Origin of the sequence: Bacillus cereus group sp. RP43 (assembly GCF_040459645.1) — a bacterium.
Lineage (GTDB): Bacteria > Bacillota > Bacilli > Bacillales > Bacillaceae_G > Bacillus_A > Bacillus_A mycoides_C.
In genome coordinates this window covers 3096719-3110380 of record NZ_JARVHQ010000001.1, presented here as the reverse complement: position 1 = coordinate 3110380, position 13662 = coordinate 3096719, and the positions used below count along the sequence as shown (strand labels likewise).

Here is a 13662-nt window from a genome sequence, read left to right as displayed (position 1 = left end):
GCTAGGAGATTATCCGGCTAATTTTCTCATAATCCATTCGATGGGGCCTCTAGAAAATTTCTTTCTCCATAACACGCTAAATAAAACACTGAAAATGAAAAATCCAGTAGCAAATAGTAAAACGAATAATAGTGTTTGATGTTCCATCCTATTTAATAGAATCAATATCCCAATACCGATAAATACATGACTTACATAATGAGTTAATGTTAATTGGCCTGTTTGTACAATGGATGTAATAAACCAATTCTTTTCATGTTTTTCAGCAATGTAGAGGCAAATTATTAATATAGCAATAGCGGATCCTGCAGCAGATGCGACGTACAATATATTTGGTAAAATAGGGCCTGTATTAAACAAAAATGTAGATGCTTCCTCACCAATGTATGGGATAAAAAGGTGAGTTAATGCTTTGGACAACAGCTCTATAATTATCGTTACTGTGATACCGAGTAAGAGCAATCTATGTCTAATTTTTCTATTATGAAGATCTAATCTGCCAATTATCATACCGATTAAGAAGAAAGAAAACCATGGGAAAATAGGGTGATAGCCATTAAAAAATAAGTTGCGAAGAAAACCTTTTAAGGTCCAAAAGTCTATATAGTTTATAAATGGGATTGTGCCTCCCCATCCTTCGAAGGCGTTGAAAGTAAGTTGGAGATATTGTGCAGCAAGTAAAATAATGATAGAAAGCCATATTAGTATAGTTCTTCGTACAGTAATTAGTAATGCAGCGATGAAAAGGTAAACGCCGTAGTAGTGTAAAATATCTCCCGTCCATTCCATTACATACAATAATAATCCTAAAATAAATAAGAATAGTGATCGTTTCCAAATCAATATTCGGCTGGTATTGATTTTTATTTTCTCTTGGCTAGCAACAGACGATTTAGTCATTAAAGTTATGCCAATCCCAGCAAGTATAACAAACAAGGCAGAAGCTCTACCTTCAAAAAGTGACATAAAGGTTTTTAACAGAGGAGGCCCATTTCCTTCCGCCCCTGTTATCACCATGAAATTAACTAGTAACATTCCAAACATCGCCAAAGCTCTAGCAAAATCTAAGCCGATAATTCGTTTTTTAGTTTTCATATGAATCACTTCTTTCGAATATGCTGTGGACAGCTTCAATCCATATTTGTTTATAATTCATATTTACATCAAACATCATGAAGTTTCCGATATTATCAAGTACTAATGCCAACATATGAGCTTTTGAAACTAGATTTTTATTTTGAAGGAGTTGAAGTTCATTTGCTTTTGTTAGGAGTGATTCAAATCCGTTTAAATATTCTGTTTGTACAGTTAGTAATCGATCTTTGTACATATCGTTTCTTGAAGATAGTAATACATATTCTTGTAATACACGATTAAAATAAGGATCTTTCTGTTGTTCGTCTATCATTTTAAAGCCAATTTCAATACATTTCTCAATGAAATTCTCTTTCGTAAACTCTTCTGTATGGAAGAAAGAGGAGAACTGCATCGCTTCGCATAATTCATTAAAAATACTTTCGATTAATGCATCTTTAGATTTAAAGTAATAATAAATAGATGGCTTGGCGATACCAACTTCCTCAGCAATCATTGAATAGGTCGTTTTGGCAATACCGTGCATAGCAAACAGTCGATAGCTTGCTTCCACTATGGAAGAGAGTGTTTCTTCACTTTTTCTCATAATAAATCCTCCTAAAAAAGGTTACATAAATCGTATCATTCATTAACAATATTTTCAACCTACCGTTAGGTAAAAAATAACCTATTTTTTTTCACATTTATTTAAAAAGTATAAGGTAAAGGAATTTACAAAAGAAATATATTTCTAAAGTATTGTTTTCGTTTTACACATAAATATTGAGAAAATTTCACTTACCTAAAATGTAAAGGTAATGGAATTGTTTGTATAGAATTACTCGTAGATTCAATTTTTATCCCGCTACTTGTGGACAGTAATAGTCTGATGGGACAGGATAAAGGTTTCAATTTATTAGGGGGAGTGGTTCTATGTTTAATAAAAAAATGGTGGCAATGGCAATGACTGTGCCGTTAGTAATGGGGACGATTTCTACGGTTTCGGCGTTGGAAAAACAACAACAAGTAAAGCTAGAAGCTTATTCGCCACAGAAAAAAGCAACTGAATATTTAAAAGAAAATGCTGCGCAGTATGGATTGAAAACAGACCTCTCAGACTTGCAATATATTTCTACAACAGAAACGTCAGTAGCTTCATATGTTAGGTTCCAACAAGTTGTTAATGGTGCACCTGTATTTTCAAAACAAATTACAGTTACTCTTAACGGAGAGGGAAAGGGAGTACTTGCAGTTTCTGATTATCAATCTGTCAAAGGTGTGAAGGAAGTAACGACAAAAATTAGTGAAAAAGATGCAATACAAAAATCAATGGCGTATGTTGGAGAAGCAAGTGAGCAAAACTTATGGGCTCCTACAGAGAAAGAATTCGGATATATTGTTGAAGAGGGAATTGCTCGTCCAGTATATAAAGTGGTAGTCCATTCTAATAATCCATTTGGTGCATGGGAAACATTTATTGATGCAGAAAATGGAAAGTTAATTAAAAAAGTTGATATAAACCGAAAAGTAGAAGGAACAGGAAAAGTGTTTTTACCTAACCCTGTCGTATCTAGTGGTAGTAAAACAGGATTAAAAGATAATAATGATGCAGATTCAACAGCACTAACGAATCAATTGAAAACTGTTACGTTAAAAGGTTTAGATGGAACAGGGTTTTTAATTGGGGAGTATGTAACGATTTCTTCAAAAGCGAAAACGAAATCTACAAACCTACAATTTAACTATACACGCGCAAATGATAGCTTTGAAGATGTTATGTCGTATTATCATATCGATACATTACAGCGTTACATTCAAGGGTTAGGTTTTAAAAATATTAATAACCGCTCGATAAAAGTGAATGTTAATGGTACAACTGATGATAACTCATTCTATTCTCCGTCAACAAAAGCTTTAACTTTCGGTACTGGTGGAGTGGATGATGCAGAAGATGCTGGCATTATTGCACATGAATATGGACATTCTATTCAAGATAATCAAGTACCTGGATTCGGAAGTTCAGCAGAAGGCGGAGCGATGGGAGAAGGGTTTGGAGATTTCTTAGGCTCTACTTATGAAGACGCAGTGTCGACTACAGGGTACGGAAAAGCATGTGTTGGAGAATGGGATGCAACAGCTTATTCTAGTTCAGATCCAACATGCTTACGCAGATTAGATACGAATAAAGTTTATCCAAGAGATATAACGAATGAAGTACATGATGATGGTGAAATTTGGGCTCAAGGTCAATACGAGATGGCGCAAGCTTTTGGCCGTGATGTAGCGACAAAAATCATTTTACAATCGCACTGGTCATTAACACCAAACTCTAAATTCAGTGATGGAGCAAAAGCGATTAAGCAAGCGGATGCTCTTTTATATGGCGGACAACATGCTGCTGATATCGATCGTATTTGGGTAGCGAGAGGAATTAGTACGAATTAATATAAAAAGTCGTGGCATTTATAAGCCACGACTTTTTAATTTGCTTAAGAACTGGTACTAGTAAATTAAGCTATATCAATGATAGTGTGAATTTATACGCATTCCATTTATTTTTTTGCGTCTTTAAAAACAAAATGCTCTTTAAATTTTCTAGACTCAACTTTTTGACCGTTTCGCATCGAGCGGAAAGGGTGTTCTTGCCAAGTGATTATAACGTCAACCTCATCTGATTTTGTAGAAACAGGGAAGTTAGCATGTCTAAATCCAGTTTTTCCACTTGCTAGACGACCTTCTTTTAGGGAAAAGAGTTCGTATTTTGTTTTCATATTTGGTTCATTGCGGAAGACTTCAACTTGTACGTTATATACTTCGTTTTCTCCAACATTCTTTACTGAAAATTGATATGTTTGAAATTTATCTTTTTTAGCTTGAAGCATATTTTTACTTGTTTTTTTCGGTTCATCAATATTCACTTGCCATTGATCAGAGTTTTGAGAGATTGGTAAAGATTTTGGTGAATAGGCGTATGTTTCGTTTACTACAATTAGGCATAACAAAAGGAGAAAGAAACTAATCGCTTTTTTCATATAAACACCTCGCTACAAAATTTTTATCCCGCATTAACGGGCAGTAAGACCCCCACCTCAAAATTCAGGGAAAGCAAAGAAGTTAGGTGGGGGATCAACTGCCCATAAAAGCCCGATTGGTTCAACTAATAATCAGTGGGGATGAATAAAATCCCCACTGATTAAAGTTTCACTTTATTAATATGCGTAAATGAAATAGAGTTTATGTAATAAAATGGAAAAAGGTGATACTTTGATTCAAATGAATTTGAAAAAACTTGAAGAGGTAGTAGATGGAGAAGGATTACAAGAATCGTTTCATCATATAGAAATACATGGTGTCTGCATAGATTCCAAAAACATTAAAGAAGGAAATTTATTCGTTCCAATCATTAGGGTGAAGGATGGACATGATTATGTGAAAGAAGCAATGGATAATGGAGCTGTCGCTTCCTTATGGAAAAAGTCTTACGGTACTCCGCCAAAAGGGATACCAATTATATTTGTAGATGACACTTTGTTTGCTTTGCAACAATTGGCACAATTTTATCGAAAAGAGCTAAATGTAAAAGTAATCGGAATTACTGGTAGTAATGGCAAGACAACGGTAAAAGATATAATAAGCACGATTTTAAGTACAACTCATCGTGTGCATAAAACAAAGGGCAATTTTAATAGTCAAATCGGTTTGCCGTTAACAATTTTAGAAATGAAACGAGATACAGAGTTTTTAATACTTGAAATGGGGATGAGTGAAAAAGGACAAATTCGAAACTTATCAAAAATAGCACAGCCAGATTTAGCGGTAATTACAATGATTGGCCAGTCTCACTTAGAAACGCTTGGATCAAGAGAAGAGATTGCGAAGGCTAAATTAGAAATTATTGACGGGTTAAAAGGAAATGGTTTGTTTTTATATAATGGTGATGAAGCGTTGCTTTTGCAAAATAAGAATCTATCGAGTATAAATTGTAAGGCATTTGGTGAAAAGTATACAAATGATTTGTTTCCAACAAACGTGCAATTAGATGAATATGGTGTTCATTTTAAATTAAATGATTCAAAAATACAGTACGATGTTCCCTTACATGGAAAACATAATATTTTTAATACGATTGTCGGAATCGCTGTAGGTCAATTTTATAATATCCCTACAGAAAAAATACAGGAAGCATTGCGGCAAGTTAATATTACTCATATGCGCTTTCAATTTTTAACTGCTAAAACAGGTTTTACGATTATTAACGATGCATGGAATGCCAGTCCCTCTTCAATGAAGGCTGCAATTGAAACGTTACAGAAATTAAATGCCTATAAGAAAAAAATTATAGTAATTGGGGATATGTTGGAGTTAGGGAAAAAAGCTGAAACATATCATAGAGAAATTGGTAAAATGTTAAATCAAGAGAGTATTCAATATGTGTTTACTTACGGAGAGTTAGCTGAAATTGTAGCGGAAGAAGTAAGAAAGAAATATGATACAGGAAAAGTACAGTCATTTAATAATAAAGCCAAGATAGCAGAGGAAGTATTAAAAGTTATAACGAAAAAGGATATCGTATTATTGAAAGCCTCACGTGGAATGGCTTTAGAGGAGATTGTACGAAATTGGATGTGAAAAATCAAAAAATATTTAAAAAGGCTTGCGTTTTATAAAACAAAGAGATAGAATACTCTGTAAATATAAAAAGTGATGATTAGGAAAAGTACATGATGCAAGGGTCTACAGAGAGCAATCGGTTGCTGGGAAGATTGCGATACCGCATGATGGAAAGACACCTGTGAGTGTTGCTTTGAACGTGATAATTAGTAAAAGCAAACGGTACCTACCGTTATCAGGGCTAAGATGGTCATTATGACAATTTGGGTGGTACCGCGGAAAAATCCGTCCCTATTATAGGGGCGGATTTTTGTATTCTTTGAAAGGAGGTGAGTGACCGTGGATGATGATGACGACAACAATAACAATAACGTAAATAAAAATAAAATTAATGGAGGGAAATATAATGGATCAAATAATGAAGCGTTCACTCACACGAGAATGTACGGAGCATAGCGGGAGGGTTGTATTACTACAAGGGTGGATAAAAAAGATTCGTCATCTTGGAAATGTTAGTTTTTTATTATTAAGGGACCGAACAGGAGTTATTCAATGCGTATTAGAAAATGAATTAGCTGGATACAAAGTTGATGTTGAAAGTGTCGTCCAAGTAATTGGTGAAATAGTAGAGACAACGAAAACAGAATTAGGTGTTGAACTACTCGCTCATGAAGTGAAAGTATTAAATGGTGCAGAACCACTCCCGTTTGAAATAAATAAAAAGAAGTTACAAGTTGGCTTAGATCAATTATTGAATGAGCGGGTGTTATCTTTAAGACATGAGCGAACCGCGGCGATTTTTAAAGTGAAATCGACACTCGTTCAAAGCTTTAGTGAGTTCCTAATAGAGAACGATTTCACACGTGTATTTACTCCGAAAATTGTCTCGCAAGGGGCAGAAGGAGGAGCGAATGTTTTTAAGCTTCCATATTTCCAAAAAGAAGCTTATTTAGCTCAATCACCACAGTTTTATAAACAAATGATGGTAGCGGGAGGACTCGAACGTGTTTTTGAAATTGCTCCTGTGTACCGGGCTGAACATCATAACTCTTCACGACATTTAAATGAATATATATCGTTAGACGTAGAACTTGGGTTTATAAATGATTTTTATGAAGTGATGCAATTAGAAACAGATGTTTTACGATATATGTTTCAACAAGTAGGAGAAAAATGTGAAAAGGAATTGCAATTATTACAAATAACAGTACCTGTCATTGGAGAAATTCCTAAAATCACATTATCAGAAGCACAAGTAGTTTTGAAAAGTAAGTATCGAAAAGAATCTCCTGTAGGGGATTTAGATACAGAAAGTGAAAAGTTACTAGGGAAATATGTGAAAGAAACATATAATAGTGAATTTGTCTTTATTACACATTATCCGAAAGAAGCGCGACCGATGTATACGATGCAAAATAAAGAGAACTCAGCTATTACTGATTCTTTTGACTTATTGTATAAAGGGCTAGAGATTACGTCAGGTGCACAGCGAATTCATAACTATGACATGTTACTTGCCTCTTTTAAAGAAAAAGGATTACATCCAGAGAAATTTCAATCTTATGTAAATACATTCCGATACGGTTGTCCGCCACATGGTGGTTTTGGAATTGGATTAGAACGAGTTGTGTATAAGCTATTAGAATTATCGAATGTAAGAGAAGCGAGTGCTTTTCCGAGGGATTGTACACGTCTTATACCATAACATTAAAACCCTTCTATAATATAGAAGGGTTTTATGCATTTCAACATAAGTTAAAGGAGATAATAATGGTTTTTTCGTGTGAAAATATGTAAATTATATCAAGAAAATTTTATAATGAATTGAGAAATAGAAAATTCATAAGTTATAATAAAATATGAATATAAAAATAGTTCATATAATAATGTATGGAAGGGTATGAAACATGTTATATCAAACTCAAGCAACACAACAAACACCAGCTTATATAATTTATCTTCTGGATGTAAGCGCATCAATGAATCAAATGATGGATGCAGGCGGAGAAGAAAAAAGAAGAATTGATATTGTAACGGATGCTCTATCTTTAGCGATTCGCCAAATGGTATTTCGTTCAACAAAAGGTAGTCGCTTGCTTCCAAGGTATAAGTTATCTATTTTAGCCTATAGCGATCATGTTTTTGATCTATTGGGTGGGGTGAAAACAATAGACGAAGTAGCAAGACTGCGCCCACTAGAAAAAATCCAAACGCATCGCTTAACTGATACAGCAAAAGCTTTCTCTGTAGTGGAGAAGTTATTGCAAAAGGAATTACCAAATTTACAAGATGGACCAGCTCCTGTGGTCTGTCATATGACAGACGGTGCTTCAACTGGTGAAGATCCAGAATTAATTGTGCGAAGAATTATGGATATGTCTGTACCTGATGGAAATGTGCTAATTGAAAATATTTTTATTTCAGATGAAATTATGCAAGACGAAATTACTAATATAAAGAAGTGGCAAGGGATTATGCCAAATACAGAAATTACGGATGAGTATGGTGCAAAGTTGCAAAGACTTTCATCGCCTATCCCTCAAAGCTATCGTGAGATGATGACGGAACATGGTTTTCATATTGCAGATGGTGCGGTGATGATGTTTCCTGGTACAAATGCCGATTTAGTGTCACTTGGATTTCAAATGTCCGCTGCGACGCCGGTTCGATAGGAGGGAGAAGTATAGTGAAATATATCCTGTCGCAAGAGAAAGAAACGGTATTGCAAGAAAAGAAAAGCAAACATTTTACTTATCAATATAGCTATGTAAGAGCTAAAGAAACACAGGATTTAAATGAGAGTGGACAAGATTTTTTAGTATTTCAAGATAATGGAACTAAATTCACATTTGTGTTATGTGATGGTGTAGGGATGTCTTTTCATGGTGAAATCGCTGCGAAATTTCTTGGTATGAAATTATTAAACTTATTTGAAACATTTCCAGAAACGGAACAGGATATTTCTATTCTATTAAATGAAGAGTTGGAAAAGTGGAAAGAAGAAGCGTCAGAGGAAATAAGGGCATTTCAATTGCCAGAAGAAACACCGTGGTTACTTCGCGATGTATTGGAAGAAAAGAGAAAACAAGGTAGTGAAGCTATGTTTATTGGTGGAAAAATAGAACTCATTCCAAATCAAGACAAAGTACAAGTAACGATAGTTACACATGGTGATTCATTTGTACAATTGTTTCAAGATAAGAAGAATTGTTCGAATGTAATGAAGTTTGAGAGAAATATAGAGAAAAGATGGTCTACACAGCGTGGCATTATTGGAGGTGCATTGGAGGTGTTTTCAAAGACATTATCCAGAGAAGAAGTAAACCGGATAGTTATTCATTCAGACGGACTTGTATCGCTTAAGCAGTATAACTTTGAGGAAGTCTTAACAGAAATCGAGAGGGCGCAGTGCTCACCGACAAGTGATGATATTTCATTTATAGATATTTCTTGGTAACAACACGATGGAAAAAGGTGAATAAATGTGGAAGAGATTATTGTGACATACATAAAGCAATCAAATGAAGAAATTGATATTGCAATTCCTAATGATGTAAAAGCAGTACAAATTATTGAAGCAATTTTACATCATGAAAAAATAGACGAAGCATTGGGCGGTATCTATGAAATTAGAGTGGCAAAAGATAAAGAAGAATGGCATTCTATACGAAATGATGAAACGTTGCGCGATAATGATGTTTGGGATGGACAATATGTAATGCTATATAAAAAAGGGGCAATTATCCCTTCTTTTGAAATGCAACCGGCAGAAGAAGTTTATAATGAACCTGTTAAACCAGATATATCTTCAAGTAGAGAAGATTATGTATGGAAAATCATTGAGTAATAGTTTTTGAATGGGGAAGGAGAAATGTTTTGTGCAAAAATCACCGTATTTTCAACGCTCTCCGCGTGTGAAAGTAGATATACCAACAGGGGATGTTATTATTCATGATCCGCCGAATATACCGGAGGAGCCGAAGTTTTCAATTGAAACAATGTTACTGCCAGCAATGATGACGATTTTAACATTGATATTATATTTTGTAATGATGAAATTTATGAAGATGAATTCAAGTTATATGCCATTAATGATGGTTTCAAGTATTCCGATGTTGGGATCATATGTAATTACAACGATGGGGCATTTCCGTAAAAAGAAAGAACATCGTCAAATGGTTGAACAATTACAAACAAGATACTTAGAGCAAATTCAAAAGCATCGAGTGGAATTAGATACGTTAAAGGTTGAACAAGCAAAATATTTAATTACACAAAATCCAAGCCCATTAAAAAGTGTACAAAGAATTGAAAACCGAGAAAGTAATTTATGGGAGCGTACACCTGAAAGTCCGGACTTTTTAGATATTCGTATTGGAACAGGAGAAAGCCCATTTCTTGTAGAATTGAAGGTACCTGAGCAGCAAGGTTATGAAGAAAATCCATTAGTTACAGAAGCACAAAATGTGAAAAGGGATTTCAATACGATACCTAATGGACACATTTCAATTTCTTTGAAAAAAAACGATGTAATTGGTGTAGTTGGAAATAAAGAAGATAGACTAAACTTTATTCGAATTGTAACGACGCAAATTATGACACATCATGCACCAAATGAAGTGAAAATAGCAGCCTTTTATCATGAGAAGGAGAAAAAACAGTGGGATTGGATGAGGTGGCTTCCTCACGTATGGGATGAACAGAGGAGTATGCGTTTTTTATCTGAAAATCAACAAGATGCGCAGAAGCTAGCTGAAGTACTCTTTACCCCACTTAACATGCGCAGAATTTATAATTCTTCTGCGCAAGCGGATGCAAAAGTTCCTTTAATTCCAATGTATGTCTTTTTCTTATCGGCGAGAGAATTTTTAGAGGATGATCCTTTAACTCCAATGTTACTTAGAGAAGGTGAAAGTGTAGGAGCTTCTACATTTATTTTTGCGGAACAAAGGGAACGGTTACCGATGGAATGTGATCTTATTATAAGTTTAAATGGAGAAAATGGTGAGTTAGTAGAAACTTTTTCAAGTTCAGCTGAAAACAGTGGGACAACGCGTGCCAGTTTTAAAGTAGATCGACTTTCATTCGAACGATGTGAACTAGGAGCGCGAAGCATTGCTCCAATTCGAATGAAAAGTTCTACAGCAGCCAACATTCCGAAAGTATTAACATTTTTAGACTTGTTTCAAGCTAAAAACATGGAAGAGTTACAAGTGCTCGAGAGATGGAAAGAAAATCGATATCCGACTTCATTACCGGTTCCAATTGGTGTAAGAGAGGGAAGTAAACCTGTTTTTCTAAATATTCACGATAAAATAGAGAAAAAAGGGCATGGTCCGCACGGTCTAATGGCTGGTACAACTGGATCAGGAAAAAGTGAAGTTATTCAGTCTATAATAGCAGCGTTAGCAGCAACCTATCATCCTCATGAGATGGCATTTATGCTTATCGATTATAAAGGTGGTGGAATGTCAAACACATTTGCGGGATTACCGCATATTATTGCATCTATTACGAACTTAGAAGATCCAAACTTAATTGAGCGTGCCAGAATTTCATTAAAGGCAGAATTAGAGCGTAGACAAAAGTTATTCATTCAGGCTGGAAATGTCCAGCATCTAGATGAATATTATGAAACAAGCTGGCGTGAAAAAGAACCTTTACCACATTTATTTATTGTTATTGATGAGTTTGCTCAAATGAAAAAGGAACAACCGGAATTTATGGACGAGCTAATTAGTGTCGCTGCAATAGGAAGGACATTAGGAGTTCACTTATTATTAGCAACTCAAAAACCTTCGGGGGTTGTAAATGACAAGATTTGGAGTAACTCGCGTTTTCGAATTTGTTTACGTGTACAAGATGACGCGGATAGTCGTGAAATGTTAAAGATTCCAGACGCATCTAAAATCAATGTACCAGGACGGGGATACCTACAAGTCGGCAGTAATGAAGTGTTAGAATTGTTTCAATCTGCATGGAGCGGAGCACCTTATAATCCAGATGAAGAGAAAGTTCTTGATATTGTTGACTTTACAGAAGTTAAGCTTTCGGGTGAAAGAATAAAAGTGAAAAAGCGTCCAAAACCAATGACAAATAGTCCGAAACAACTCCAAGCTTTTATTCAATATGTACAGAGCGTATCAGAAAAAGAAAATATTAAAGCATTACCAGGACCTTGGCTGGATCCATTACCGGAAAAATTATTGTTAAAAGAATTTTATGCTATGGAAGATTGGACAATTGGTGAGTGGAATAAACCGAAAGAATATTTACAAGTAACGGTAGGATTAATTGATGATGTTGCAAATCAAGCACAATTCCCTCTGAAGTTAGATTTACAAGAAGGGCATTTAAATATATATGGTATGCCAGGTACAGGAAAAACGACGATGCTGCAAACCATTATTATGTCCTTAGCTGTATCTCATACACCAGAAGAAGTGAATTTTTATGTTATTGATTTTGGTCGTATGTTCTTAGATTTTAGAGATTTACCTCATATAGGCGGGATTGTACAAGAAGGCGAAAATGAAAAAATGAAACGTCTATTCGGATTTTTGAAGAAGGAAATCACGGATAGAAAAGAGAGTTTTTCTAATATCGGTGCAAAGTCATTCTCTATGTATAACCGAATGGTAGAGAAGAAAATACCAGCTATAGTAGTAATGGTAGATGGTTATATAAGATTCAAAAATGAATTCGAGAAAGAAAATGAAGTATTAGAATTATTATTGCGTGAATCAAGTACATACGGAGTATATTTCTATTTCTCTCTGAATCAAACAATTGATATGTTCGATCGTGTTCGTAATAATATACCGATGGCACTTACATTCGAATTGCAAGATGGAACAGAATATCATAACTTAGTTGGCAGACCTAAATTCCCATTAATTGAAGTTCCTGTTGGCCGTGGATTAATGAAAGGGCAACCGCCGGAATTATTCCAAGCAGCATTGCCGTTTATTGGTGAAAGTGAACTTGAGTACTCCCAACAATTAAAAACAATTATTCAAAAAATGAATAGGGAATGGAATGGTGAAAAAGCAAAAAATATTCCAATGGTACCTAAAGAAATATTTGTAGAGCATATGGTTGAAAAATTAGAAACGGCCCAAATTTCAGCAGGTATAGAAACAGAGGATATTCGTTTACAAAGTTTTTCTTTAGATGAAATGAGTCATATATTTGTTGGGGGAAGAATAGAAGGTGGAAAAACATCGCTATTACAAACGCTTCTGTTCACTACTACATACCAATACTCTCCAGAAAAGGTTGAGTTATACTTAGTAGACCTTGGTGAAAGACCAACAGGCATATTAGCTCTTGGAGATTTACCTCATGTGAAGAAGAAGGTTACAGATGGTATGCAATTAAAAGAAATATTAGATGAATTGTTAGAGCTAATAAATAATAGAGAACCAGTAATGCCTTCTATAGATCCAAACGCAACAGTGGAATTTCCATATAAGAGAATAATCATTGCGATTGATGATATTGATCAAATGTTAACTATATTAGCTACTGATTATGAGGCGAAAAATAAAATGGAACTAATAGTCCAAAACTGTAAAAATAAAGGGATTCATTTTATGACAGCGGCTACAACGTCTAGTCTAAATAGCTATTCTCATGAAAAATGGTTTGCAGAAATTAGAAAGAGAAGTATTGGTTATTTATTGGGAACGACACAAAATAACGATGTGTATTTCTTTAATATGAAACTGCCACATACTGAAATGGATCAAGAATTATTAAGTGGGGATGGATATTGCATACGTAGAAAACCAATAAAAATAAAATGTGCATATACACCATTACATTTACTTCGCACGATGACAGACAAAATTAGTGTGAAATGGTCTCAATTAAAAGTGAAATAATATTAAAATAGGGTTAAATTACAAGAAAATAGAATTTTTTTGTAATTTAACCCTTTAAAAATTGTATGAATATAGTTTATAATCTAATTGT

At 34.6% G+C, this 13662-nt stretch carries 10 protein-coding genes and 1 other annotated feature; of the genes, 7 read left to right on the top strand and 3 right to left on the bottom strand.

The window, feature by feature from the left end; genetic code table 11:
- Positions 1 to 9: 9 nt before the first annotated feature.
- Positions 10 to 1095: a DUF418 domain-containing protein gene (locus QCI75_RS16205; protein WP_353760829.1), complete on the bottom strand. Its 1086-nt coding sequence runs from the start codon at positions 1093 to 1095 to the stop codon at positions 10 to 12.
- Positions 1085 to 1681 carry a TetR/AcrR family transcriptional regulator gene (locus tag QCI75_RS16200; protein WP_353760828.1) on the bottom strand — a complete coding sequence of 199 codons (597 nt, stop codon included), beginning with the start codon at positions 1679 to 1681 and terminating at the stop codon, positions 1085 to 1087. The genes QCI75_RS16205 and QCI75_RS16200 overlap by 11 nt, the downstream gene beginning before the upstream one ends.
- A gap of 326 nt (positions 1682 to 2007) precedes the next feature.
- Between QCI75_RS16200 and QCI75_RS16195 the strand changes: the two genes are divergently transcribed.
- Positions 2008 to 3519: a M36 family metallopeptidase gene (locus QCI75_RS16195; protein WP_144506824.1), complete on the top strand. Its 1512-nt coding sequence runs from the start codon at positions 2008 to 2010 to the stop codon at positions 3517 to 3519.
- 107 nt (positions 3520 to 3626) lie between these two features.
- Here the strand turns inward: QCI75_RS16195 and QCI75_RS16190 are convergent, their stop codons facing one another.
- Complete coding sequence (locus QCI75_RS16190) at positions 3627 to 4106, bottom strand: hypothetical protein (protein WP_144506825.1); 480 nt, start codon at positions 4104 to 4106, stop codon at positions 3627 to 3629.
- Positions 4107 to 4320: 214 nt separating this feature from the next.
- On the opposite strand from QCI75_RS16190, the gene QCI75_RS16185 reads away from it, so the two are divergent.
- The 6 genes from QCI75_RS16185 (at position 4321) to essC (ending at position 13571) form a co-directional block, all read left to right on the top strand.
- Positions 4321 to 5703, top strand: coding sequence for a UDP-N-acetylmuramoyl-tripeptide--D-alanyl-D-alanine ligase (locus QCI75_RS16185; RefSeq protein WP_144506826.1), 1383 nt, complete (start codon positions 4321 to 4323; stop codon positions 5701 to 5703).
- Positions 5704 to 5769: 66 nt separating this feature from the next.
- Positions 5770 to 5981 (top strand) — a binding site (T-box leader).
- 110 nt (positions 5982 to 6091) lie between these two features.
- The gene (gene aspS / locus QCI75_RS16180; RefSeq protein WP_353760827.1) at positions 6092 to 7390 is read left to right on the top strand and encodes an aspartate--tRNA(Asn) ligase; all 1299 of its coding nucleotides are present in this window, start codon (positions 6092 to 6094) and stop codon (positions 7388 to 7390) included.
- Between the two features lie 202 nt (positions 7391 to 7592).
- A complete protein-coding gene (locus tag QCI75_RS16175; RefSeq protein ID WP_088058533.1) occupies positions 7593 to 8357 on the top strand; it encodes a vWA domain-containing protein in 765 nt (254 codons plus the stop codon).
- Between the two features lie 11 nt (positions 8358 to 8368).
- A complete protein-coding gene (locus QCI75_RS16170) occupies positions 8369 to 9142 on the top strand; it encodes a PP2C family serine/threonine-protein phosphatase (protein ID WP_144506828.1) in 774 nt (257 codons plus the stop codon).
- Between the two features lie 27 nt (positions 9143 to 9169).
- Positions 9170 to 9532 (top strand): ubiquitin family protein, encoded by a 363-nt coding sequence (locus QCI75_RS16165; protein ID WP_002031623.1) that lies wholly within the window; start codon positions 9170 to 9172, stop codon positions 9530 to 9532.
- Between the two features lie 31 nt (positions 9533 to 9563).
- Entirely contained in the window at positions 9564 to 13571 is a 4008-nt protein-coding gene (essC, locus tag QCI75_RS16160; RefSeq protein ID WP_144506829.1) for a type VII secretion protein EssC, read from the top strand.
- Positions 13572 to 13662 lie beyond the last annotated feature (91 nt).